General features: G+C 68.6%; 20 protein-coding genes. 8 read left to right on the top strand and 12 right to left on the bottom strand.

What is annotated here, in order from left to right; genetic code table 11:
* The first annotated feature begins 113 nt into the window (after positions 1-113).
* The 4 genes from ABVN73_RS23060 to ABVN73_RS23045 all read left to right on the top strand — a co-directional run bounded on the left by ABVN73_RS23060 (position 114) and on the right by ABVN73_RS23045 (position 6060).
* Positions 114-1823 carry a sensor histidine kinase gene (locus ABVN73_RS23060; protein WP_353860927.1) on the top strand — a complete coding sequence of 570 codons (1710 nt, stop codon included), beginning with the start codon at positions 114-116 and terminating at the stop codon, positions 1821-1823.
* Positions 1820-2539 (top strand): two-component system response regulator BtsR, encoded by a 720-nt coding sequence (gene btsR, locus ABVN73_RS23055; RefSeq protein WP_353860926.1) that lies wholly within the window; start codon positions 1820-1822, stop codon positions 2537-2539. Before ABVN73_RS23060 ends, btsR begins: the two co-directional genes overlap by 4 nt.
* A gap of 227 nt (positions 2540-2766) precedes the next feature.
* Positions 2767-4578, top strand: coding sequence for a carbon starvation protein A (locus tag ABVN73_RS23050; protein WP_035679491.1), 1812 nt, complete (start codon positions 2767-2769; stop codon positions 4576-4578).
* 228 nt (positions 4579-4806) lie between these two features.
* Complete coding sequence (locus ABVN73_RS23045) at positions 4807-6060, top strand: MFS transporter (RefSeq protein WP_353860925.1); 1254 nt, start codon at positions 4807-4809, stop codon at positions 6058-6060.
* Between the two features lie 7 nt (positions 6061-6067).
* Here ABVN73_RS23045 and ABVN73_RS23040 read toward each other — a convergent pair whose 3' ends face one another.
* The 4 genes from ABVN73_RS23040 to ABVN73_RS23025 form a co-directional block, all read right to left on the bottom strand.
* Positions 6068-7228, bottom strand: coding sequence for an osmoprotectant NAGGN system M42 family peptidase (locus ABVN73_RS23040; protein ID WP_353860924.1), 1161 nt, complete (start codon positions 7226-7228; stop codon positions 6068-6070).
* Between the two features lie 16 nt (positions 7229-7244).
* On the bottom strand, positions 7245-9044 hold the full coding sequence (gene ngg / locus ABVN73_RS23035) for an N-acetylglutaminylglutamine synthetase (protein ID WP_353860923.1): 1800 nt from the start codon (positions 9042-9044) through the stop codon (positions 7245-7247).
* Positions 9034-10809, bottom strand: coding sequence for an N-acetylglutaminylglutamine amidotransferase (locus ABVN73_RS23030; RefSeq protein ID WP_353860922.1), 1776 nt, complete (start codon positions 10807-10809; stop codon positions 9034-9036). Before ABVN73_RS23030 ends, ngg begins: the two co-directional genes overlap by 11 nt.
* Before the next feature lie 312 nt (positions 10810-11121).
* Positions 11122-12552: a PLP-dependent aminotransferase family protein gene (locus ABVN73_RS23025; protein ID WP_353860921.1), complete on the bottom strand. Its 1431-nt coding sequence runs from the start codon at positions 12550-12552 to the stop codon at positions 11122-11124.
* A 112-nt stretch (positions 12553-12664) separates the two neighbouring features.
* On the opposite strand from ABVN73_RS23025, the gene ABVN73_RS23020 reads away from it, so the two are divergent.
* Positions 12665-13390 (top strand): pyridoxamine 5'-phosphate oxidase family protein, encoded by a 726-nt coding sequence (locus ABVN73_RS23020; protein WP_353860920.1) that lies wholly within the window; start codon positions 12665-12667, stop codon positions 13388-13390.
* A gap of 24 nt (positions 13391-13414) precedes the next feature.
* On the opposite strand, the gene ABVN73_RS23015 is transcribed toward ABVN73_RS23020, so the two are convergent.
* The 3 genes from ABVN73_RS23015 to ABVN73_RS23005 all read right to left on the bottom strand — a co-directional run bounded on the left by ABVN73_RS23015 (position 13415) and on the right by ABVN73_RS23005 (position 15669).
* Positions 13415-13882: a DUF4112 domain-containing protein gene (locus ABVN73_RS23015; protein ID WP_353860919.1), complete on the bottom strand. Its 468-nt coding sequence runs from the start codon at positions 13880-13882 to the stop codon at positions 13415-13417.
* Positions 13883-14081: 199 nt separating this feature from the next.
* Positions 14082-14642 carry a hypothetical protein gene (locus ABVN73_RS23010; protein ID WP_353860918.1) on the bottom strand — a complete coding sequence of 187 codons (561 nt, stop codon included), beginning with the start codon at positions 14640-14642 and terminating at the stop codon, positions 14082-14084.
* Between the two features lie 112 nt (positions 14643-14754).
* Positions 14755-15669 (bottom strand): LysR family transcriptional regulator, encoded by a 915-nt coding sequence (locus ABVN73_RS23005; protein ID WP_353860917.1) that lies wholly within the window; start codon positions 15667-15669, stop codon positions 14755-14757.
* Between the two features lie 125 nt (positions 15670-15794).
* Here ABVN73_RS23005 and ABVN73_RS23000 point away from each other — a divergent pair, with 125 nt between their 5' ends.
* Together ABVN73_RS23000 and ABVN73_RS22995 are read left to right on the top strand one after the other, a co-directional pair.
* Entirely contained in the window at positions 15795-17156 is a 1362-nt protein-coding gene (locus ABVN73_RS23000) for an aspartate aminotransferase family protein (RefSeq protein ID WP_353860916.1), read from the top strand.
* A 16-nt stretch (positions 17157-17172) separates the two neighbouring features.
* Positions 17173-18672, top strand: a complete 1500-nt coding sequence (locus ABVN73_RS22995) for a CoA-acylating methylmalonate-semialdehyde dehydrogenase (RefSeq protein ID WP_353860915.1) — start codon at positions 17173-17175, stop codon at positions 18670-18672.
* A gap of 140 nt (positions 18673-18812) precedes the next feature.
* Here the strand turns inward: ABVN73_RS22995 and ABVN73_RS22990 are convergent, their stop codons facing one another.
* Positions 18813-19571, bottom strand: a complete 759-nt coding sequence (locus ABVN73_RS22990; protein ID WP_353860914.1) for a GntR family transcriptional regulator — start codon at positions 19569-19571, stop codon at positions 18813-18815.
* A gap of 35 nt (positions 19572-19606) precedes the next feature.
* On the bottom strand, positions 19607-20275 hold the full coding sequence (locus ABVN73_RS22985; RefSeq protein WP_353860913.1) for a CBS domain-containing protein: 669 nt from the start codon (positions 20273-20275) through the stop codon (positions 19607-19609).
* 179 nt (positions 20276-20454) lie between these two features.
* On the opposite strand from ABVN73_RS22985, the gene ABVN73_RS22980 reads away from it, so the two are divergent.
* Positions 20455-20643, top strand: a complete 189-nt coding sequence (locus ABVN73_RS22980) for a hypothetical protein (RefSeq protein WP_353860912.1) — start codon at positions 20455-20457, stop codon at positions 20641-20643.
* A gap of 7 nt (positions 20644-20650) precedes the next feature.
* Here ABVN73_RS22980 and ABVN73_RS22975 read toward each other — a convergent pair whose 3' ends face one another.
* From ABVN73_RS22975 to ABVN73_RS22965, 3 genes are all read right to left on the bottom strand, one after another.
* Positions 20651-21355 carry a TerC family protein gene (locus tag ABVN73_RS22975; RefSeq protein ID WP_137117631.1) on the bottom strand — a complete coding sequence of 235 codons (705 nt, stop codon included), beginning with the start codon at positions 21353-21355 and terminating at the stop codon, positions 20651-20653.
* A gap of 97 nt (positions 21356-21452) precedes the next feature.
* On the bottom strand, positions 21453-22979 hold the full coding sequence (locus ABVN73_RS22970; RefSeq protein ID WP_353860911.1) for a tripartite tricarboxylate transporter permease: 1527 nt from the start codon (positions 22977-22979) through the stop codon (positions 21453-21455).
* Positions 22980-23151: 172 nt separating this feature from the next.
* Positions 23152-23658: a tripartite tricarboxylate transporter TctB family protein gene (locus ABVN73_RS22965; protein ID WP_353860910.1), complete on the bottom strand. Its 507-nt coding sequence runs from the start codon at positions 23656-23658 to the stop codon at positions 23152-23154.
* Positions 23659-23707: the final 49 nt, after the last annotated feature.

The raw sequence follows: 23707 nt of genomic DNA, 5'->3' as shown, positions 1-23707 counted from the left end.
AGCGGCCCGGGGGCTCCGGCCGCATCCATTGATTGGAATCATACCGCGGCAGGGCGGGCGGGGGTAGCCTGCGGGCCGGCAATACCGCCGCCCGCCACCCGCCGTCCGCTCCCATGACCGTCGAGCATCTCAGCCTCGTCTTCCTGCTGCTCCAGCAGATGTGCGTGTATCTGGTCATCGCGTACATGCTGAGCCGGACGCCGCTGTTCCTGCCGGTGATGCACCTCACCGTGCGCTGGCCGCACAAGCTGGCCTGCTACGTCATCTTCTCCATGTTCTGCGTCATGGGGACCTATTTCGGGTTGCAAATCGACGATTCCATCGCCAACACCCGCGCCATCGGGGCCGTGCTGAGCGGCATCCTGGGCGGGCCGTCGGTGGGGCTGGCGGTCGGCTTCACCGGCGGGCTGCACCGCTACTCGCTGGGCGGCATGTCGGCGGTGGCCTGCGCCATCTCCACGGTGACGGAGGGGCTGATCGGCGGTCTGGTGCACCGCCACTTCGTCAACCGGGGCCGCATCGAGCCGCTGTTCGACCCGCTGCGCGTCGGCGCCGTCACGCTGGTGGCGGAGGTCGCGCAGATGCTGATCATCCTTCTGGTGGCCAAGCCCTTTCCGGCGGCGGTCCATCTGGTCGAGGTGGTGGCGCTGCCGATGATCGTCGCCAACACGCTGGGGGCGGGGCTGTTCATGCGCATCCTGATGGACCGCCGCGCCCTGATCGACAAGCAGTCGAGCGCCTTTTCCGCCAAGGCGCTGAAGATCGCCGCGCGGGCCGACGGCGTGCTGCGCCAGGGCTTCAACGAAGAGAACAGCATGCGGGTCGCCCGCATCATCTACGAGGAGACGGGGGTCGGCGCCGTCGCCATCACCGACCGCGAAAAGCTGCTTGCCTTCATCGGCGTCGGCGACGATCACCATCTGCCGGGCACCCCGATCACCTCGCCCCAGACCTACCAGGCCATCGCCAACAACCAAGTGCTCTACGCCGACGGCAATCTGGTCTCCTACAAATGCTCGATCCACCCGAACTGCCGGCTGGGCGCCTCGCTGGTGATCCCGCTGGTCGGGGAGGACGACCGGGTGATCGGCACCGTGAAGCTGTACGAGCCGAAAACCAAGCTGTTCTCCACCATCAACCGCACGCTGGGGGAGGGCATCGCCCGGCTGCTGTCCAGCCAGATCCTCGCCGGGCGCTACGAGCGGCAGAAGGCGCTGCTCGCCCAGTCGGAGATCAAGCTGCTGCACGCGCAAGTGAATCCGCATTTCCTGTTCAACGCGCTGAACACCATCTCCGCGGTCATCCGCAACGACCCGGAGCGGGCGCGCCAGCTCGTGCAGAGCCTGTCGGTCTTCTTCCGCAAGAACCTGAAGCGGCCCAGCCAGGAGGCCACGGTGGCCGACGAGGTGGAGCATGTCAGCGCCTATCTCCAGATCGAGCTGGCGCGCTTCACCGGGCGCCTGTCGGTGGAGATTGACGTGCCCGACGAGCTGCGCCACGCCCGGCTGCCGGCTTTCCTGCTCCAGCCGCTGGTGGAGAACGCCATCAAGCACGGCACCTCGCAGCTCCTCGGCCCCGGCCATGTCCGCATCGCGGCGCGGCGGGAGGGCGGCGACCTGCTGCTGGCGGTGGAGGACAACGCCGGTCTCTACGAGGAAAAGCCGGGCGGCGACGGGCTGGGCATGTCCATCGTGGACCGCCGAGTCCGCAACCGCTTCGGCGACGGCTACGGGGTGGACGTCGCCTGCGAGGCCGACGTCTTCACCCGCATCACCCTGCGCCTTCCCCTGGACATTCCTGCCGTCGCGGAGACCGCGCCATGATGACCGTGCTGATCGTGGACGACGAGCCGCTGGCCCGCGAGGAATTGCGGCGCCTTCTGGAGGAGTTCCCCGACCTCCAGGTCGCCGGGGAATGCGCCAACGCCATCGAGGCCATCGGCGCCATCAACCGCCAGCCGCCCGACGTGGTCTTCCTCGACATCCAGATGCCGCGGGTCAGCGGGCTGGAGATGCTGAGCATGCTCGACCCGGAGCGGATGCCCCGCATCGTCTTCCTGACCGCCCACGACGAATACGCCGTCCAGGCCTTCGAGGAGCACGCCTTCGATTATCTGCTGAAGCCGGCGGACCCGTCCCGGCTGGCCAAGACGCTGCAACGGCTGCGCCGCGAGCGGGCGCCGCAGGACCTCGCCGTGCTGAAGGACGCCGCCCCGCTGCGGCTGATCCCCTGCACCGGCCACAACCGCATCTCCCTGCTGAAGCTCGACGAGGTGGAATGCGTGGCCTCCAAGGCGAGCGGCGTCTTCGTCGTCGGCGCCGACGGGGAGGAGCGATTCACCGAGCTGACCCTGCTGACCCTGCAGGAGCGCACGCCGTTGGTGCGCTGCCACCGGCAATATCTGGTCAACCCCGACCGCATCCGGGAAATCCGCCTGATCGACAACGGTCTGGCGGAAATCCAGACGCTCGGCGGCCAGAGCATCCCGGTCAGCCGCCGCTTCCTCGGCCCGCTGAAGGAGCGGCTGGGCATCGGGTGAATCATAAAAGTCCCCTCTCTCCTCCGCTCACGCGCAAACTTCGTTTGCGCTGACGCGACAGGCGGACCTTTGGTCCGCCGAAAGCGGGGAGAGGGTTAGGAAGCCTCCCGCCGCTCGCCCCCGCATTCCGACCGCTCGCCACGCCAGGACGCCGCTCCGGGGAGAGCACCACACGAAGGGTGAAACCCGGCCTACCGTGACGGCAGTTCCTTCCAAGGAGAGCTGTCATGGATCACGCCCTGACATTTGTGATCGCGACACTCTGCATCCTCGCCCTCTGCTACCGCTTCTACGGCGTGTTCTTTGTGCGCAAGGTGCTCCGTGCCGATGATTCCGAGGTGACACCGTCCCACATCCTGGCCGACGGGCGAAACTATGTTCCCACCAAGAAGTGGGTGAACGCCGGCCAGCATTTCGCGGCGATCGCCGCCGCCGGCCCGCTGGTCGGCCCCGTGCTGGCCGCGCAGTTCGGCTATCTGCCGAGCTTCCTGTGGCTGCTGATCGGCTGCGTCATCGGCGGCGCGGTGCACGACACGGTCGTGCTGTTCGCCTCCATGAAGCACAAGGGCCAGTCCCTGTCGGAGGTCGCGAAGGCCGAACTCGGCCCGGTCGCCGGCTGGTGCACCGGTCTGGCGATGCTGTTCATCATCACCATCACCATGGCCGGCCTGTCGATGGTCGTCGTCCATGCGCTGGAGCGCAACGCCTGGGGCGCCTTCGCGGTCTTCATGACGATCCCGATCGCCGTGGCGCTCGGCCTCTACGAGAAGATCACCGGCTCGTCCAAGGGCGCGACCCAGGTCGGCATCGCCGCCATCGCCGCCTCCGTCTTCGCCGGCCCCTACATCCAGGGCACGGTGCTGGGCAGCTGGCTGACGTTGCACGCCGAGACGGTCGCGCTGATCCTGCCGATCTATGCCTTCTTCGCCACGGCGCTGCCGGTGTGGATGCTGCTGACCCCGCGCGGCTATCTGTCGAGCTTCATGAAGATCGGCGTGTTCGGCGCGCTCGTCGTCGGCGTCGTCTTCATCAACCCGGAAATCCGCTTCCCCGCGCTCACCGACTTCATCCATGGCGGCGGCCCGGTGCTGGCCGGCCCGGTGTGGCCGTTCATCTCGATCACCATCGCCTGCGGCGCCATCTCCGGCTTCCACGCCTTCATCGGCTCGGGCACCACGCCGAAGCTGATCGACAAATGGAGCGACATCCGCACCGTGGCCTTCGGCGGCATGCTGGCGGAATGCGTGGTCGGCGTCATGGCGCTGATCGCCGCCACCTCCCTGCACCCGGCCGACTATTTCGCCATCAACTCCTCGCCCGCCGCCTTCCAGGCCCTGAACATGCAGGTCGTCGATCTGCCGCGGCTCAGCCAGGAAATCGGTCTCGACCTCTACGGCCGCACCGGTGGTGCTGTGACGCTCGCCGTCGGCATGACGGAAATCTTCACCCGCATCCCGTGGTTCGGCACGCTGGCCTCCTACTTCTTCCAGTTCGTCGTGATGTTCGAGGCGGTGTTCATCCTGACCGCCGTTGACAGCGGCACCCGCGTGGCCCGCTACCTGATCCAAGACCTGGGTGGCGACCTCTATGCCCCGCTGAAGCGTCTCGACTGGGTCCCCGGTTCGATCGCCGCGAGCGTGCTGGCCTGCGTGGCCTGGGGCTACCTGCTGACGTCGGGCGACATCAACTCGGTGTGGGCGCTGTTCGGGGTGTCGAACCAGCTCATGGCTTCGGTCGGCCTGATCATCGGCGCCACGATCATCCTGCGCCTCGGCCAGAAACGGGTCTACATGCTGACTTGTCTCGTCCCGCTGGCCTACCTGTTCGTGACGGTGAACTACGCCGGCTACTGGATGATCACCAACGTCTATCTGAACCCGCTGGCCAAGGGCTACAACGTCTTCAACGCCGGCATCTCGATCATCATGCTGTCGCTGGGCTTCGTGATCCTGATCGCCGCCCTCAAGAAGTGGAAGGAACTCCTGCGCATCCGCAAGGACACCCTGCCTGAGACGCTGATCGCCACTCCGGCGGAATAGCCGGACACCGGGCAAGCCGCCCCAAGACGACCAAGCGCTCAACCGGAAGAGGTATCGCTGCTCCCCCAGCGGTACCTCTTCTGCGTTTCTGTGGAATGGCTGGGACGCCACCGATTCCGCGAATTACAAGGGTTGATTCGCCGTCCGGCGGGTGCCATCCAAGGGCCGGCGCCGTGGCCTCCCGGCTGCGGCGCCGGTTTGTCGTGAAAGGAACGGGTGGTCGGACACATGCCGCAGGTTGCACGGTCGGTACTTTCGCTCCTGCTCGGGGTCGCTTTCCTGATGCTGGGCAACGGCGCGCTCAGCACGCTCATCGGCCTGCGGCTGGCCGGCACGGAGTCCGGAGCGGTCGCGGTGGGCCTGATCACTGCGGCCTTCTACACGGGTCTGACCGGCGGCTCGCTGTTCGCCCACCGGGTCATCACGCGGGTCGGCCACATCCGCGCCTTCGCCGCCTTCGCCTCGGTCCTGTCGGCGGCAGCGCTGTCGCATGCGCTGTTCGACGCGGTTTCCGTGTGGACCGTTCTGCGGCTGGCCGAGGGCTTCTGCATGGCCGGCCTCTACATCTGCATCGAAAGCTGGCTGAACGGCACGGCCAACAACGAGACGCGCGGGCAGATCCTGTCGCTCTACATGGTCACGCTCTACGCCGCCTCGGCGGTGGGCCAGCAGTTGCTGCAGCTGGACGACGAGACGGGCGTGCGCATCTTCATGCTGATCGCCATCCTGCTGACGCTTGCCCTGGTGCCGGTGGCGCTGACCCGGACCACGCCGCCGACCCTGCCCAACGTGGAATCCTACGGCCTGCGGCGGCTGTACGAGGCGTCGCCGCTGGGCGTCGTCGGCGTCTTCATCAGCGGGACGGTCACCGGCTCGATCTACGGCCTCGCCCCGGTGTTCGGCGCGGCCTCCGGCTTCGGAGTGTCGGGAACGGCGCTGTTCATGAGCACCCTGATCCTGGGCGGGGTGGCGCTGCAGTGGCCGCTGGGGCGGCTGTCCGACCGCTTCGACCGTCGCGCCGTCATCATCGGCCTGTCGGCGGCGCTGGCGCTGGTCAGCGTCGGCATGATCCTGGCGGACGGCAGCGGGCGGCAGGAGACGCTGCTTCTGGTGGCGCCGTTCTTCGGTGGGCTGGCCTTCACGCTCTACCCGGTCTGCGCCGCCCACACCAACGACCACGCCGGGCCGGACAACGTGGTGTCGGTCAGCGGCGGGCTGATCCTCGCCAACTCGGTGGGGGCGATCATCGGGCCGCCGCTGGCCTCGGCCGCCATGGGCTTCGCCGGGCCGGAGGCGCTGTTCGGCTTCATCGCGGCGGGGGCGGGCTCGGCGACGCTCTACGGCCTGTGGCGCACGCGCATGCGCCCGCCGCCGCCGGCCGAGGCGCAGGCGAGCTTCCGCCCGCTGCCCCAGACGACGCCGACCGTCACCCCGCTCGACCCGCTGGGTCCGCCGCGGCCGGAGTTGGCGGCGGGGGATTGAGGCAGCCTTACTCCTCGACCTTTGCCGGGGCGGTGGGCTGCCAGGGGAAGGCGCCCATCGGGCCCATGCCGACGCGGTCGCGCGGGATCGCCACGTCGCTCTGCATGTAGAGGGCGATCAGCTCGGCCAGCGAGCGCAGCGAGTCCGCGTGGATGCGCTCGTAGCCGTGGGAGCTGTCGATGCCGAAGCAGACCAGCGCCGTGCGGATGTCATTTCCGGCCTCGATGGCGGCGGCGCTGTCGCAGCGGTAATAGCGGAAGACGTCGCGCTGGTGCTCGATCTCGTGCTGCTGGCACAGCGACAGCAGCTTGTGCGTCAGGTGATAGTCGAAGGGGCCGGTGCTGTCGGCCATGGCGACGGTCACGCCGAACTCGCGGCTGTTCTGGCCCATGGCGGTGGTGCCGTTGTCGATGGTCACCATCTCCGCCACGTCCTTGTGCAGGACCGACGAGGCACCGGAGCCGACCTCCTCCGAGATGGTCAGCAGCAGGTGGCAGTCCACCGGCAGCGGCAGCTTGGCGTCCAGCACCGCCTTGGCGGCGGCGAAGATCACCGCCACCCCGGCCTTGTCGTCGAGATGGCGGGAGTTGATGAAGCCGCTGGCGTCGAACTCCGCCTGCGGGTCGATCGCCACGAAGTCGCCGACGTTGAAGCCGAGGGTCTGCAACGCCTCCAGGTTCTCGCAGCGGGCGTCCACCCGGATCTCCAGGTTGGTCCAGGCCACCGGCTGGGTGTCGATCTCCTCGTTGAAGGTGTGGCCGGACGCCTTCAGCGGCAGGATGGTGCCGCGGTAGCTGCCCTTGTCGGTGTAGACGGTGCAGCGCGCCCCCTCGGCGAAGCGCGCCGACCAGGTGCCGATGGGCACGACCTCCAGCCGGCCGTTCGGCTTCAGCATCTTGACCTGGGCGCCCAGCGTGTCGAGGTGGGCGACCACGGCGCGGTCGGGGCTGTACTGGCGCCCCGCCAGATCGGCGCGGATGGCGCCGCGCCGGGTCAGTTCGAAGGGGATGCCCAACCGGTGCAGCTCGTCGCCGCAGAAATGGACGATCTGGTCGGTGTATCCGGTCGGGCTCGGGATCTCCAGCAGGCGGCGGAGAAAGCCCGTCAGATAGTCCATGTCGATGACGGGCCGAACGATTCCGGTCCGCGTCAAGGCTGCCTGCTCCATACCACCTCCTGAACGGTCACGCCCGCGGATCGACCGCGGAGTAGGGGAAGAGAAGATCGAGGAAGCGTTCGGCGGTCGGCTGCGGTTCGTGGTTGGCAAGGCCGGGCCGCTCGTTCGCCTCGATGATCGCGTAGTCGGACCCCAGCAGGTCGGGGATCAGCAGATCCAGGCCGACCACCGGAATGTCGAGCGCGCGCGCCGCCTCCACCGCCGCCTCCACCACGCGGTGGTGCAGACGGTCGGTGATGTCGTGCAGCGTGCCGCCGGTGTGCAGGTTGGCCGTCTTGCGCACGGCCAGCGCCTGCCCCTCCGGAAGGACCGAGTCCATGGAAAAACCGGCGTCCCGCACGCAACGTTCCGTCTCCTCGTCCATCGGGATGCGGCTTTCCCCGCCGGTGGCGGCGGCGCGGCGGCGGCTCTGCGCCTCGATCAGCTGGGAGATCGTCCGGTCGCCGGTGCCGACGATCTCCGCCGGGCGGCGCACCGCGGCGGCGACGACACGGTAGTCGATGACCAGGATGCGCACGTCCTGGCCCTGCACGAACTGCTCCAGCAGGACCGTGTCGCAGATCTTCTTGGCCTTGCCGATGGCCCAGGCCAGCGTCTCCGCGTCGCGCACGTCCACGGTGATGCCCTGGCCCTGCTCGCCGCGGGCGGGCTTCACCACGACGCTGCCGTGGCGTTCCAGGAAGGCGGCGTTGTCGTCCATGCCGTCCGCGGTCATCTGGTCGGGAACCGACAAACCGGCCCGCAGCAGCGTGCGCCGGGTCACCGCCTTGTCGTCGCAGCGGAACAGCGCCACCGCCGAGGTCAGCTCGCTGAGGCTTTCGCGGCACAGGATGCTGCGCCCGCCGAAGCTGAGGCGGAACAGGTTGGACTCCGCGTCCACCACCTCCACCCCGATGCCGCGGCGCCGGGCCTCGTTGATGATGATCATGGCGTAGGGGTTGAGGCTGGCCTCCACCGCCGGGCCGGCGAACAGCTTCTCGTTGATCGGGTTCTTGGTCTTCAGCGCGAAGACCGGCACCCGCCGGAAGCCCAGCTTCTCGTAGAGCGCGATGGCGTTGGCGTTGTCGTGCAGGACTGACAGGTCCATGAAGCTGCGCCCGCGCTCCTTGAAATGCTCGGCCAGCGCGCGGACCAGCGCCTCGCCAATGCCGGGATAGGCCGCCTGCGGATCGACCGCCAGGCACCACAGGGAGGAGCCGTTCTGCGGGTCCTTGAAGGCGCGGACATGGTCCACCCCGGTGACCGAGCCGATGACCGCCCCGCTGACCGGATCGGTGGCGATCAGGTGGGTCAGCACGCGGCTGTCGCGCTCCGCCCAGCAGAATTCCGGGTCCATGGTGACCATGCCGCGGGCGCCGTAGATGCGGTTCACGGCGTCGACATCCTGGCGGCCGCGCAGCGTTTCGATGGTGAAGCCGCGCGTCTCGCCGCCGGGCCGGAAGCCGGCCAACCGCAGCCGGTAGGTGTGGGACGGGTCGAGAAACAGCTCGGTCGGCGCCTGGGACAGCGCCACATGGGGGTCCTCCAAATACAGCGCGATGTCGCGCCGCCCCGGCCCCTCCTGGCGCATCGCCTCGATCAGCTCGCCGACGTCGGGAAAGGTGTTGGCGAAGAGCAGGCGGCCCCAGCCGCAATTCACCACCGCGCGCGGCGTCGGCCCCTTTTCCGCTCCGGGATGCCCCGCCCCCGTCCGGCGGTTCGGGCGCGGTGAATCTTCGTCCATCAGGGCGGAGACCAGGGCGCGTTCGATCCGGAAAGGCGTCTGGGTGCGATTCTGCATCATCATCATGCGGTGTTCAGATCCCATGGGTTTGCAGCCAGAACTCCAGCAGGGCGGCCTGCCAGAGCTTCGAACCGCGAAGCGGCGTGATGTGGGATTCCGGATCGCTGAACAGGCGGTCCAGGTAGGCCGGCTGGAACAGCGCGCGCTGCCGCGCGGCGGGCTGGTTCAGCACGTCGCGCACCAGCTCCAGGTAGGGACCGCGCAGGTACTTCAGCGCCGGAACCGGGAAATAGCCCTTGGGGCGGTCGATGACCTCGGAGGGGACGACGCGCCGCGCCGCCTCCTTCAGCACGTATTTGCCGCCGTCGCGGACCTTCAGCTCCGGCGGGACGCGGGCGGCCAGTTCGACCAGATCGTGGTCGAGGAAGGGCACGCGCCCCTCCAGACCCCAGGCCATGGTCATGTTGTCGACCCGCTTCACCGGGTCGTCGACCAGCATGACCGTGGTGTCGAGGCGCAGCGCCTTGTCCACCGGGCGGTCGGCGCCGGGGCGGGCGAAATGGGCGGCGACGAAGGCGCTTGCCGCGTCCTCGCCGGCCAGATACTGCGGGTTCAGCGCCTCGGCCATCTCCGCGCGGTTGCGGTCGAAGAAGACCTTGGCGTAGGTGGACAGCGGGTCCGCCGCCTCCATCATCGGCGGGTACCAGTGGTAGCCCGCGAAGATCTCGTCGGCGCCCTGGCCGCTCTGCACCACCTTCACATGCTTGGCGACCTCCTGCGACAGCAGGAAGAAGCCGATGGCGTCGTGGCTGACCATCGGCTCCGACATCGCCCGCACGCAGTCCTGAAGGGCGGGCAGGGCGCGGTTGCTGTCGATGAACAGCTTGTGGTGGTCGGTCTGGAAGCGCTGGGCGATCAGGTCGGAATACTGGAACTCGTCGCCCTTCTCCTGGCCCACCGTCTCGAAGCCGATGGAGAAGGTCTGCAGGCCGGTCTGCCCGGCCTCGGCCAGCAGGGCGACGATGACGGAGCTGTCCAGCCCGCCCGACAGCAGCACGCCGACCGGCACGTCGGCGACCAGACGCCGCTCCACCGCCTTGCGCAGCGTGGACAGCACGGCGTCCTGCCAGTCGCCCTCCGACATCCGCTCGTCGCCGGGCTGCGGGCCGAAGACCGGTTCCCAATAGGTTTCCTCGATGCGGCGCCCGTCCGGCTCCAGGGTCAGCAGGGTGGCCGGCGGCAGCTTGCGCACGCCCTTCAGGATGGTCCCCGGCGCCGGCACGACGGCGTGGAAGCTCATGTACTGGTAGAGCCCGACCGGGTCGATCGCGGTGTCGATGTCGCCGCCGGCCAGCAGGGCGGGCAGGGTTGAGGCGAAGCGCAGCCGCCCCGCGGTCTCGGACAGGTAGAGCGGCTTGATGCCCAGCCGGTCGCGGCCCAGCATGACGCGCCCGCTGTCGCGCTCCCAGATGGCGAAGGCGAACATGCCGTAAAGCCGCTCGACGAAGCGGCGGCCCCAGGCGTGATAGGCTTTCAGCAGGACTTCCGTATCGCCGTGCGAGAAGAAGCGGTAGCCCTTGGCCTCCAACTCCGCCCGCAGCTCCGGGTAATTGTAGATGCAGCCGTTGAAGACGATGCCGAGGCCCAGTTCAGGGTCGGTCATCGGCTGCTGCGCCGCTTCGGACAGGTCGATGATGCTCAGCCGCCGGTGGCCGAAGGCCATCCGGCCATGGGCGAAGACGCCTTGCCCGTCGGGGCCGCGCAACGCCAGGGCTTCGGTCATCGAGCCGACCGCGGTCGCGGAGGCCGGGCGAGAATCGAAGCGGATTTCCCCGCTGATGCCGCACATTGTAAGAAATATCTCCGTATTCGAATGGACTGGACGCCGGCAAAAAACGCCTGGAAACGGCGAAGGACCGGCGCCACCCCTCAACAGGCGTGCAGCTTGATCGTCGCAAGGTCGCGGCCTGCCTTGCACAGGGTATCGGGGGTAGGGCGCGCCGAACGTCCGGTGGGACGCGGGCCAAAAACGGGGTATCGGGGCTACCTCATAGGGTTGGGATCGCCGTGCGGCCGGAGAAAGCCAGGGGTGCGGTGCGCCAAAGCGCATTGGTGGGAATGGGCTTTTTGAGATTAACTCTTTTGCGCTCGAAAATGAGGATTAGACGTCTAATCGTGCAGCCGCCAACGCGGCGCCGAGTTCGCGGGCGGCGTGGCGCAGGGCACCCGGCTCATGGCCGGTGAAGCCCAGCATCAGCGCCTGCAGCGGCGGGGCGGCGATGTGCATCGGGCTGACCGGACGGACGGCGATGCCGCGCCGGGCCGCCACCGCCTCCACGTCGCGGTCCGACAAGCCGGGGCGCAGCCGGGCGATCAGCTTCATGCCCTGCTCCGGCACCTCCGCCTCCATCCAGGGGGAAAGGTGGGCGCCGATGGCGTCGGCCAGCGCATCCCTCGCGGCGGTGTAGCGGCGGCGCATGCGGCGCAGATGCGGGCCGAAATGACCCTCGTTCAGGAAATCCGTCACCACGCCCGTGTAGAGCGTCGCCGGGTGCCAATCGGTCAGGCGACGCATGGTGAGCACCGGGTCCAGCAGCTCGGGCGGCAGGACGGCGTAGCCGAGCCGCAGGCCGGGAAACAGGACCTTGCTGAAGGTGCCGACGTAGATGACCCGCCCGCCGCCGTCGATCCCCTGGAGCGAGGCGAGCGGACGGCCCGCGTAGCGGAACTCGCTGTCGTAATCGTCCTCCAGCACCCAGGCGCCGGCCGTGCGCGCCCAGGCCAGAAGCTCCATCCGCCGCGCCATCGACAGCACCACACCCAGCGGATAGTGGGAGGACGGGGTGACATAGGCCAGCCGGGCGTCCGGCGCCGCGGCGACGCCGGCCGCCACGTCCATGCCCTGCCCATCGACGGGCACCGGCACGACGCGCGCCCGCGCCGCTTCCAGCGCGGCGCGCACCGCGGGGTAGCAGGGGTCTTCCAGCCACACCGGGTCGCCGGGCCGCAGCAGAACGCGCAACACGAGGTCGATGGCCTGCTGGGCGCCCGCGGTGATCACCACCTGTTCGGGTTCGCAGCGCACCGCCCGTGCGCTCTGGAGATAGCGGGCGATGGCCTGCCGCAGCGCCACCGGCCCGCCGGGTTCGCCATAGCCGAGCATCTCCGGGTCGGGTCGCTGCAGGTGCCGCAGGGTCAGGCTGCGCCAGATCCGCAAACTGCGCTCATCCAGCGTGCAACGCCCCGTGCTGAACGGAAGGGTGCCGAAAGGGGTGGTTGGTGGGGCTGGGGAGGGGACGCGGCGCGGCGGTTCCGGCGGCGGCACTTCCAACCCGTCCGGCAGATCGCTGGACACGAAGCTGCCCGCCCCGACGCGCCCCTCGATGAAGCCTTCGGCGAGAAGCTGCTCATAGGCGGCGACCACCGTGTTGCGGGCGACGCCGAGCCGTTCGGCCAGCGCGCGCGTCGGCGGCAGCTTCGCGCCGGGCGTCAGCGCCCCGGACAGGATGGCCCGGCGCAGCGCGTCATAGACCTGCCGCAGCAGCGGCTCCCCGCCCGTCCGATCGATGGGGAGCAGCAGCAGATCGGACATAGGGGCGGGCATCGGATTGGTCCAGTCGACAAGGACGGAATTGGCTCTCACGCCGGACCAATGGCTAGGCTCTAATGGCGCCGTTGTCCACCGCCGCGAAGCGAGTTCCGCGATGTCCGAGACCATTCCGTCCGACAGCTACCCCGTCACCGACCGCAACCGGGTCAAGCGCCTGCACGAGCGGGGGCGCTACGATCGGGAGTCCGTTCACGCCATCCTCGACGGCGCGATGATCGCGCACATCGCCTATGTGATCGACGGGCAGCCCTACTGCACCCCCACCGCCTTCTGGCGGGAGGGAGAACATCTGTATTGGCATGGATCCTCGGCCAGCCGGATGCTGCGGGCGCAGCGCGACGGCCTGCCGGTCTGCCTGACCGTCACGCATCTCGACAGCCTCGTGCTGGCCCGCAGCGGGTTCAACCATTCGGCGGATTACCGGTCAGCCATGTGCTTCGGCACCGCGCGCATCGTCGAGGAGCCGGAGGCCAAGACCCGCGCGCTCGACGCCATGGTCGACCGCTTCTATCCGGGGCGCAGCGCCGAATTGCGGGTCAGCACGGCTCAGGAGATCAAGGCGACCATGGTGGTCGGCATGGAGATCGAGGAGGCGAGCGCCAAGGTCCGGGGCAAGGGCTTGTCGGACGAGGGCGAGGACATGAACCTGCCCATCTACACCGCCCGCTATCCGGTGGTTCAGGTGATCGGCACCGCCGAACCCTGTCCGCGGCTTCCCGCCGACACGCCGGTCCCGCCGGGGCAGGCGGGCTTCACCGCCGGCCGCCGGCTGGACGAACTGATGCTGGAAAACCACCGCATCAGGTTCGGCGGGGAGTAGCCCGCCCCGTCACCGCGTTCGACGTCACCGCGTCCGGCGCCACTCGCCGTCGATGGTGTAGGGCGCCGAGCGCCGGCGGCCATAGGACTGGCCGCCGTGCGGCGGATGACCGTCCAGATGCTCGGCCAGGATCGCCATGTTCTTGCGGTTGGCCTTCCAGAAGACGTCGGCGATGTTGCCGGCGACCGGGACGGCGCTGATCAGGCTGTCCATCGCCACGTTGCCGACCATGCGCAGCAGCTTGCCGCGCGGCACGCCAAGCCTCCAGGCCTCGCGGATGAGATAGCCGGACACCGCCGTGGTGGCGAGGTTGCCGAAGCCGGGAACCAGACCCAGCACCGCGTCGGCGCCGAAGGTGATGTTTGTGCCCGGCACGCGGACGGCGCTGTCCATCATCCGCGCCAGCCATTCCAGCCGCTGGCGCGCCGCGAAATGCGCGGTCTCGCCGTGGGCGGAACCGTAACGAAACGAAGAAAAAGAGGTAGCGGTCATACGGACCCTCCAGAAGGGGACGGCTGCGCCGTCCGCTCAAGTGAAGGGCTCCGACATCGCGGTCCGTACCAAATGGACCGCCAGAGGGGCCCGGAGCCAGTCCCGCACAGATGGCCCGGTCGTCCCGCCCACGCAAGACCCACCCGGTGGATTTTCGTATGAGTACGGTGGATTCATCCCCGATTTTTCGGGTGCTCCCTCACAACAGCATCAGGAAAGCCGGCAGGCCGCCCAGGACCGCCCCCTGGGAGCCGCCCCACAGAACGTCGCCCTGCTCCACCGACCGGCGCAGCGCCGGGTTGGTGCCGCGCAACTGGCACAGGGCGAAAATGGCGGCGTTCAGGGGACCGGCGAGGGCGAACCACAGGATCCAGGAGGGCATGCCGCCGAGCCAGACGGCGGGGGCGAGCATCAGGGCGGTGCGGCCGGTCCAGGACAGGCCGCGGAACACCAGCGCGTCCCACGACCAGGAACCGCGCGCGCCGACCGGGCCGAAGGGCAGGAGATGCTGCCCGACGAGCGTCGCCCCGGCGGTGGCGACGCCGACCACCAGCGCCTGGTTGGTCGGCATGGCCAGCGACCACAGGGCGGTGCTGAGCAGGGTCGCCGGAACGCCCCACATCATCAGGCGCGACAGGGCCCCCGTCTGGCGGCTGAGCGCGCTGAGAAAGAAGCTGCCGAGCAGCGAGCAGGTGACGGTGAGCAGGACGGCGGCGAACAGCAGATAGTCGATGACGAACTGTTCGGTCAGCATCACCATGGCCGCGCTCCCCCACCGGTTCTTTGTTCGTATTCCCCTCAATTACGGTGGGGCGCGACCGGGCCGGCGTCAATGGAAATCACCCTGAATTTTGAAGGGCCGGCTCGCCTCCTCATTCCGTCCGTTTCAGCAGGTCGAGAAAGCGCTCCAGCACGAGGTTGGGCCGGGCGCCCTTCCGGGTGACCGCCTGGAACTCCTGGGCGTAGTGGAAGCGCTCCGGCAGCAGCGCGCGCATCGCCCCGCGCTCGACCCATTGCCGCGCGTAATGGGTGGGCAGGAAGCCGACGTAGCAGCCGGTCAGGATGAGGAAGGCCACTCCCTCGCGGTCGGTCGCGGTGGCGGTCGCGGTCAGCGCCCGCTGCACCCCCGCCGCCTCCGGCACCTGCTGCGCCTCGGTCGGGGCGACGGCGTCGGCGGCCTCCACCGCGGCGTCGGGCACCGCCTCCGCATCGAACAGCGGGTGGCCACGCCCGCAATAGAGGAGCGATTCTTCCTGGTACAGCGGCAGACGGTCCAGGCCGGGCAGGGCGCGCCGCGCCGGGACCACGCCGACCTGCAGCCGTCCGTCGAGCACGCCGCGCTCGATCTCGTTGGGCGGGATCATGCGGATGTTCACCCGCACCTCCGGCCCCTGCTGCTTCAGGCCGCGCAGCGCGTTGGTCACGCGCATCTTCGGCATGGTGACGAGGTTGTCGGTGATGCCTATGGTCAATTCGCCGCGCAGCCGTCCATGCGCGGCGTTGATCTCGCTGCGGAAGCTCTCCAGGCCGGCGAACAGGCGCAGGGCCGCCTCGTAGGCCAGGCGTCCCTCGTCGGTCAGCAGGAAGCCCGCCCGCCCGCGCCGGCACAGCCGCAGCCCCAGCCGCCGCTCCAGATCGGCCATGTGCAGGCTGATGGCGGCGCGGCTGATGTTCAGCTCCACCTCCGCCGCGGAGAAGCCGCCGCACTCCACCACCGTGGTGAAGACGCGCAGCAGGCGCAGGTCGGCGTCGTTGAGGCCGCTCAGGGTGCGGGCGGGCTTGGTCATGGATAGGTAAGCGGATGCTTGCGTAAGGTTTGAATGGTTTGGATTTAACCGCAATCAATCCTCCGGGCACACTGTTTTCCGGCGTGGCCCGTCACGCTCACCCGAACCAGCAGGAGTGCCGCCCGATGCCGCCGTTGGACGAGAGCCAGAAATCCGGAACCGCCCCGACCGCCGGGCTGACGCGCGAGGAGCTGGACGCCCACTGGATGCCCTTCACGGCGAACCGCGAGTTCAAGGCGAACCCGCGCCTGATCGCCCGCGCCGATGGCGCCTGGTACTGGGACGCCGAGGGGCGGAAGATCTACGACAGCCTGTCCGGCCTGTGGTGCTGCGGCGCCGGGCACAGCCGCCGCGAGATCAGCGAGGCCGTCGCCCGCCAGATCGCCGAGCTGGACTACAGCCCGGCCTTCCAGTTCGGCCACCCCGCCGCCTTCAAGCTGGCGCACAAGCTGGCCTCGATGACGCCGGCCGGGCTGGACCATGTGTTCTTCGTCAATTCGGGGTCGGAGGCCACCGACACGGCGCTGAAGATGGCGCGGGCCTATTGGCGGCTGAAGGGCCAGCCGACCAAGACCAAGCTGATCGGCCGGTCGAAGGGCTATCACGGCGTCAATTTCGGCGGCATCAGCCTGGGCGGCATCGGCGGCAACCGCAAGCTGTTCGGCTCGGGCGTCGAGGCCGACCATCTGCCGCACACGCTGCTGCCGCAGAACGCCTTCACCAAGGGCCTGCCGGAGCAGGGCGCCGAACTGGCCGACGCGCTGGAGGAGCTGGTCGCCCTGCACGACGCCTCCAACATCGCCGCGGTGATCGTGGAGCCGCTGGCCGGTTCCGCCGGCGTGCTGCCGCCGCCCAAGGGCTATCTGAAGCGGCTGCGGGAGCTGTGCGACAAGCACAACATCCTGCTGATCTTCGACGAGGTCATCACCGGCTTCGGCCGCATGGGGGCCGCCTTCGGCGCCGATGCCTTCGGCGTGGTGCCGGACATCATGAACGTCGCCAAGGGCCTGACCAACGGTGCGGTGCCGATGGGCGCGGTGGTCGCCAACCGTGAGATCTACCGGACCTTCATGGACAACGGCGGTGCCGACTACATGGTCGAGTTCCCCCACGGCTACACCTACTCCGCCCACCCCGTGGCCTGCGCCGCCGGCCTCGCCGCGCTGGAGCTGTTCGAGCGGGACCGGCTGGCCGAGAAGGCGGCGGCGCTCGCCCCGCATTTTGAGACGGTGCTGCACGGGCTGAAGGGGCTGAAGCACGTCACCGACATCCGCAACTACGGTCTTGCCGGCGCGGTGCAGATCGCCGCCCTGCCGGGCGAGCCGGCCCGCCGGCCCTACGAGATCGCCATGCATTGCTGGAAGGCGGGCTTCTACGTCCGCTTCGGCGGCGACACGCTGCAGTTCGGTCCGCATTTCGTCAGCGAGCGCGAGGACCTCGACCGGCTGATGAACGCCGTCGCCGACGCCATCCAGGCGACCGCTTGAGGAGGATGGGAAAGCCATGACCCTCGTTCCGCATCTCATCGGCGGCGTCGCCGACGCCCCCGCCGAGACCCGCAGCGCCGACATCGTGAACCCGGCGACGGGCGAGACCGTCGGCCGCGTCCCGCTCGCCAGCCGCGCCACCGTGGAATCGGCCATCGCCGCCGCAGAGGCCGCCTTCCCGGCGTGGCGGGCGACGCCGCCGGCCAAGCGGGCGCGGGTGATGTTCCGCTTCCGCCAACTGCTGGAGGACAACGCCGACCGCGTCTGCGCGGCGATCACGCGGGAGCACGGCAAGACGCTGGAGGACGCCCGCGGCGAGCTGACCCGCGGCATAGAGAACGTCGAGTACGCCTGCGGCATCGCCGATCTGCTGAAGGGCGAGCATTCCAAGAATGTCGGGCCGGGCATCGACAGCTGGTCGGAGTTCCAGCCGCTGGGCGTCGTGGCAGGCATCACGCCCTTCAACTTCCCGGCCATGGTGCCGCTGTGGATGTTCCCGGTCGCCGTGGCCTGCGGCAACGCCTTCATCCTGAAGCCGTCGGAGCGCGACCCGAGCGCCTCCCTGCTCGTCGCGCAGCTGGCGCAGGAGGCGGGTCTGCCGCCGGGCGTGCTGAACGTCGTCCATGGCGACAAGGAGGCGGTGGACACGCTGCTGACCGACCCGCGCGTCCAGGCGGTCAGCTTCGTCGGCTCCACCCCGGTCGCCGAATATGTCTACGCCACCGGCACCGCCCACGGGAAACGCGTGCAGGCGCTGGGCGGAGCCAAGAACCACGCCATCGTCATGCCCGACGCCGACCTCGACAACGCGGTCAGCGCGATCATGGGGGCGGCCTATGGCTCCTGCGGGGAGCGCTGCATGGCGATCTCCGTGGTCGTCGCGGTGGGCGACGAGACCGCCGACCGCGTGGTGGCGATGCTGGCGGAACAGGTGCGCGGCCTCACGGTCGGGGCGGGGACCGGTGCCGGCTGCGACATGGGCCCGCTGGTCACCCGCGCCCATTTCGAGAAGGTGAAGGGGTACGTGGACCAGGGCGTCGCCGAAGGGGCGGAGCTGGTGGTCGATGGCCGCGGTCTGGTGGTGCCGGGTCACGAAGGCGGCTTCTTCCTCGGCGGCTGCCTGTTCGACCGGGTGACGCCGGACATGAGCGTCTACCGGGAGGAGATCTTCGGCCCGGTCCTCTGCGTCGTTCGTGTGAAAACGATGCAGGAGGGCATGGACCTGATCGACGCCCACGAGTACGGCAACGGCACCTGCCTGTTCACCCGCGACGGCGAGGCCGCGCGCTACTTCACCGACGCGATCAAGGTCGGCATGGTTGGCGTCAACGTGCCGCTGCCGGTGCCGGTGTCCTACCACAGCTTCGGCGGCTGGAAGCGGTCGCTGTTCGGCGATCTGGCGGCCTATGGGCCGGACAGCGTGCGCTTCTACACCCGGCGCAAGACGATCACCCAGCGCTGGCCGGCGGGCGGCGTGCGCGAAGGCGCGCAGTTCTCCTTCCCGTCGATGAAGTGAACGGAGCGAGTTTCCCCTCTCCCCTCTGGGGAGAGGGTTAGGGTGAGGGGGTTGCGCATGGTGCCACGTCCGGTACAAGCGCAACCCCCTCACCGGCCCTTCGGGCCACCCTCTCCCCAGAGGGGAGAGGGCTAAAGAGGCTACATCAGCGGCAGGCCGTCCTTGAAGGCGGCCTTCACGTCGGGGCCCCGCACCTCGGCCAGACGCAGCCAGTCGAGGAAATCGCCGTGGCGCTCGACATGGGCGGCCAGACCCAGCGTGTGCTCGCGCGCCAGACGCTCGGCCAACTCGCCGTCGCGCCGCTCCAGCGCCCGGATGATGTCGCGGTGCTCGTGCATCGACTGGTCGGCCCGGTTGTCCTGCCGGATCGACAGCTTGCGGATGGCCCGCATGTGGATGAACAGGTTGTCGGTCAGCGTCTCCAGGATGCGCGCCCGGCTGAGACGGATGATCGCCTTGTGGAACTCGATGTTGGCGTCGGAATATTCCTGGATGTTGTCGGAGGGCGCCTGCTCCTCGAAGCTGCGGAAGATGTCCCACAGCGTGCCGATGTCCTCCGCGGTGGCGCGCTCGGCTGCGAGGCGGGTCGCCATGCTTTCCAGCGCCGCCCAGGCGATGATCATCTCGATGATCTCGGTCTTGGTCTTACGGACGACGTAGATTCCCCGCCGCGGCTCCAGCCGCACCAGACCTTCCTGCTCCAGCAGGGTCAGGGCCTCGCGGATCGGGGTGCGGCTGACGCCCAGCAGGCCGCTGAGCTGGCGCTCGTCCAGCCGGACGTCGCCGGGGTGGTCGTAGATGTCCATCTGGATGATGGCCTGCTTCAGCCTTCGGTAGACTTGGTTGCGGAAGGTGGCGCCGGAGTCCAGAGGCTGGACGGTCAATTCGGGTGGCGGCATCGGTCTGCTCCTTCGATGGGGCGGATGGCCGGGGATCACCCGACGAAGCGGTTCCGGTTGAGATGTTCCTCCACGCGCTTCACGCCGCTCACGCCGCTCGCCGCGGTGTGCAGGGCGCGGCGCTGCTCCTCGCTGTCGACCATGCCCCAGAGCTGCACGACCCCGTCGTTGACGACGATGTTGACCTGATTCAGGTCCACCCAGGACTGTCCCTCCAACGCCTCCAGCAGCGCGGCGCGGATTGCCTCGTCGCCGGTCGCGCCGAAACCGACGGCGCCGCGCCGGTTGCGGAGCAGCCCGTGCAGCAGATTGGCCCGGCTGATGATGCCGACCGGACGGCCGTCGACCAGGACCGGGGCGCGCTTGATGCGCTTGTCCTCCATAAGGTCGGCGATCTCGGCGATCTCCGTGTCGGGCGCGACGGCGTGGACCGGGCGCGACATGACGTCGCGCGCGCAGCGCCCATGGGTCTTCAGGAAATCGGCGGCCTGCACGTTGCGGCCCACCAGCATCTCCAGCCAGCGGGCGCGCGGGCGGTCGGTTCCCGTCTCCACCCGGCGCAGAAGGTCCCCCTCGCTGATGATGCCGACCGCCCGGCCGTCCTGGTCCACCACCGGCAAGCCGCTGATCCGATGGGTTAAAAGCAATTCCGCGATGTCCGGCACGGGGGTGTCCAGCGCCACCGTGATGACCGGCGATGTCATGACGTCCTTCGCTTGCATCTCGACGTTCCTCCCTGAACTGGCGGTGCGGAGCCTGTGTCCGGCTCCTGCTGCGTGTCTGGTATACGAAATGCTACGTTTCTTATCCCTTGCTCCCCAACGGACTTTGCGCCATCTCTGCTGCAACGCAGCATGAGTGTGGCCAGAGTCCGGAGTTCCCGATGTTGGAGAGTCTTGCCGTCGTGTTCGCCCTTGCCGGGTTGGCCGCAGTGGTGACGGAGATCGTGCGGAACGATCCGGGACTCATCTCCGAGATCACCAGCGACGTGCGCGCCATGGCCCAGCCGGGCCGTTTCCGGGCGGTCCGGGGCAACCGCTGCCGCGAGCCCCGTCGCTCCTCCTGCTGCTGAGAACTCGTCAAGCCGGATCGGTTTCCACCACGGCGCGGCGGCGGTTGATGCTGCGGGCCATCAGGAAGCCGGCCGTCATCACCCCCAGCGCCGCGACGAAGGGCGCCGTCCCGGTCAGCACCGGCAGGCTTTCCGTCACGTGGGAATGGATGCTCGGGTCGGTGAGGATGACCTCCGCCGCGATGTAGCCGAGCAGCCCGGCGCCGGCGTAGACCAGGGCCGGCAGCCGTTCGATGGCCTTCAGGATCAGGGTGCTGCCGAAGACGATCAGCGGAATGCTGATGGCCAGCCCGAGGATCAGCAGGACCGTGTTGCCGTGCGAGGCGGCGGCGATGGCGATGACGTTGTCCAGGCTCATCACCGCGTCGGCGATCACGATGGTGCGGACCACCCCCCACAGCCCGGCGGAGGTGCCGGAGTGCGCCGCCTGCTCCTCCTCCTCGGTGGGCAGCATCAGCTTGATGGCGATCCAGAACAGCAGCACACCGCCGATGATCTTCAGGTACGGGATGGCCAGCAGATAGGCGATGATGACGGCGAACAGCACGCGCAGCACGATGGCCGCCCCGGTGCCGAGGAAGACGCCGATCTTCTGTTGCTTCGGCGGCAGCGAGCGGCAGGCCAGCGCGATGACGAGCGCGTTGTCGCCGCTCAGCAGGATGTCGATCCAGATGATCTGGAGCAGAGCGATCATGAAATCGGACGTGTCCATCGTCCCGAACCCCCCGATGTGAGAAGAAATCCCCCCGCCGGCCGTCCCGTCCCGGAGGCCGGCGGGGGAGTGGGTGGAGCTGGTTCAGCGGGATGGCTTATTTGACCGGGATGACCTCGGTCCCGCCGTCCTGCCGGGACTGCCGCTTGCGCAGCAGGGCGGACATCAGCGGCCAGAACAGCATGACCAGCGCCAGGGTGACGATGCTGCCGACCAGCGGGTTGGACCAGAAGATCGCCAGATCCCCCTGCGACACCAGCATGGCCTGCCGGAAGGAGCTTTCCGCCATGTCGCCCAGCACCAGGGCCAGCACCAGCGGGGCCAGCGGGTAGGACAGTTTCTTGAAGACGTAGCCGACGACGCCGAACACCAGCATCATGACGATGTCGAGGAAGGCGTTGTGCACGGTGTAGGCGCCGACCGCGCAGATCACCACGATGACCGGCGCGATGATGCTGAAGGGGATGCGCAGGATCGAGGCGAAGACCGGAACCGTGGTCAGCACGACGATCAGGCCGGCGATGTTGCCCAGATACATGCTGGCGATCAGGCCCCAGACGAACTCCTTCTGCTCGACGAACAGCAGCGGGCCGGGCTGGAGACCCCAGATCAGCAGGCCGCCCAGCAGCACCGCCGCGGTGGGCGAGCCGGGGATGCCCAGGGTCAGCATGGGCAGCAGCGCGCTGGTGCCGGCGGCGTGGGCCGCGGTTTCCGGGGCGACCACGCCCTCCACCTCGCCGTTGCCGAAATTCTGGCGGTTCTTGGAGAAGCGCTTGGCGAGGCCATAGCTCATGAAGGAGGCGGGAGTGGCGCCGCCGGGCGTGATGCCCATCCAGCAGCCGACGATGGAGCCGCGGATGGCGGTGACCCAGTAGCGGGGCAGGCTCTTCCAGGTCTCCCACACGACCTTGGCGTTGATCTTGGCGCTCTTGCCCTTGAAGGCCAGGCCCTCCTCCATGGTCAGGAGGATTTCGCCGATGCCGAACAGGCCGATGACCGCGATCAGGAAGTCGAAGCCGCGCAGCAGCTCAACCGAGCCGAAGGTCATGCGCAGCTCGCCGGTCACGCTGTCGAGCCCGACCGCCGCCAGCGCGAAGCCCAGCATCATGGCGCACAGCACCTTGAAGGGGGATTCGCTGCCCATGCCGACGAAACTGCAGAATGTCAGAAGCTGGACCGCGAAGAACTCCGCCGGACCGAAGCGCAGGGCGAAGCCGGCGATCACGGGGGCCAGGAAGGTGATGAGCAGGACCGCCACGAACGCCCCGAAGAAGGACGAGGTGAAGGCCGCCGTCAGGGCCTCGCCCGCATGGCCCTTCTGCGCCATGGGGTGGCCGTCGAAGGTGGTCGCCACCGACCATGGCTCGCCCGGTATGTTGAACAGGACCGAGGTGATGGCCCCGCCGAACAACGCTCCCCAGTAGATACAGGAGAGCATGATGATGGCGGAGGTCGGCGACATGCTGAAGGTCAGGGGCAGCAGGATCGCCACCCCGTTCGCCCCGCCCAGCCCCGGCAGCACGCCGATCAGAACGCCCAGCGTGATGCCGATGAACATGTAGGCGATGTTCATGGGATCGGCGAGCACGCCGAACCCGTGTATGAGTGACCCGAGCGCTTCCAAGTTTCCCTCCCTTTCCGGCATCCGCGCCCGTTCCGTTTGGAAAGGTCGCGTCTTGAGCGCGCAGGGCGGGGTTCGTCCCCGCCGCATGGGCTGGTTCGTCGCGGATGCCTGCCGCTGCTTCGGTGTGCGCGGCCGTTCCCGCGGCCGCCCCGGCTTTCAAAAACTGGACTGGTCAGAACCCGAACATCGTCTCCACCGGTCCCTTGGGAAGCGGTACCAGGAACCAGATTTCGAACATCACGAAGAGGCCCGCGGGCACGAGGATCGAGACGGGCAGGATCGTCTTGAGCGGGTACTTGCCCACCCAATGCATGAAGAAGGCGATGAACAGCACCGCCGACAGGTAGATGCCCAGGAAGGCGGTCAGGGCCACGAAGACCACGCTGGGGACCAGCACCTGGAGAACCAGGGCGAGCTGATGTTTCTCGACGAAGGCGGTGCGTTCGCCGCTGTGGCGCCAGAGGTTGACGGCCAGCGTGGCCAGACTGCTGACCAGCATGATCAGGCCGACATAGAAGGGGAAGTAGCCGGCCTTCGGTCCGTCGGACCCCCAGCCGTTGCCGACGCGGATGCTGTCGGCCATCACCACGAGGGCGACGAGGGCGAACAGCCCGGCGACGACGATCTCCATGGTCCGGTTCGAAACGACCGGATCACTGTTCTGCGTTCCATGCTCCATGGCTCACTCCCACGAAAACCCGGAAGGTGGGGGAGGGCGCCCGGGGCGC

Origin of the sequence: Azospirillum formosense (assembly GCF_040500525.1) — a bacterium.
In the GTDB taxonomy this organism is placed as follows: Bacteria; Pseudomonadota; Alphaproteobacteria; order Azospirillales; family Azospirillaceae; genus Azospirillum; species Azospirillum formosense_A.
The sequence above is the reverse complement of the archived record's forward strand: the minus strand, read 5'-3'. Positions and strand labels throughout refer to the sequence as shown.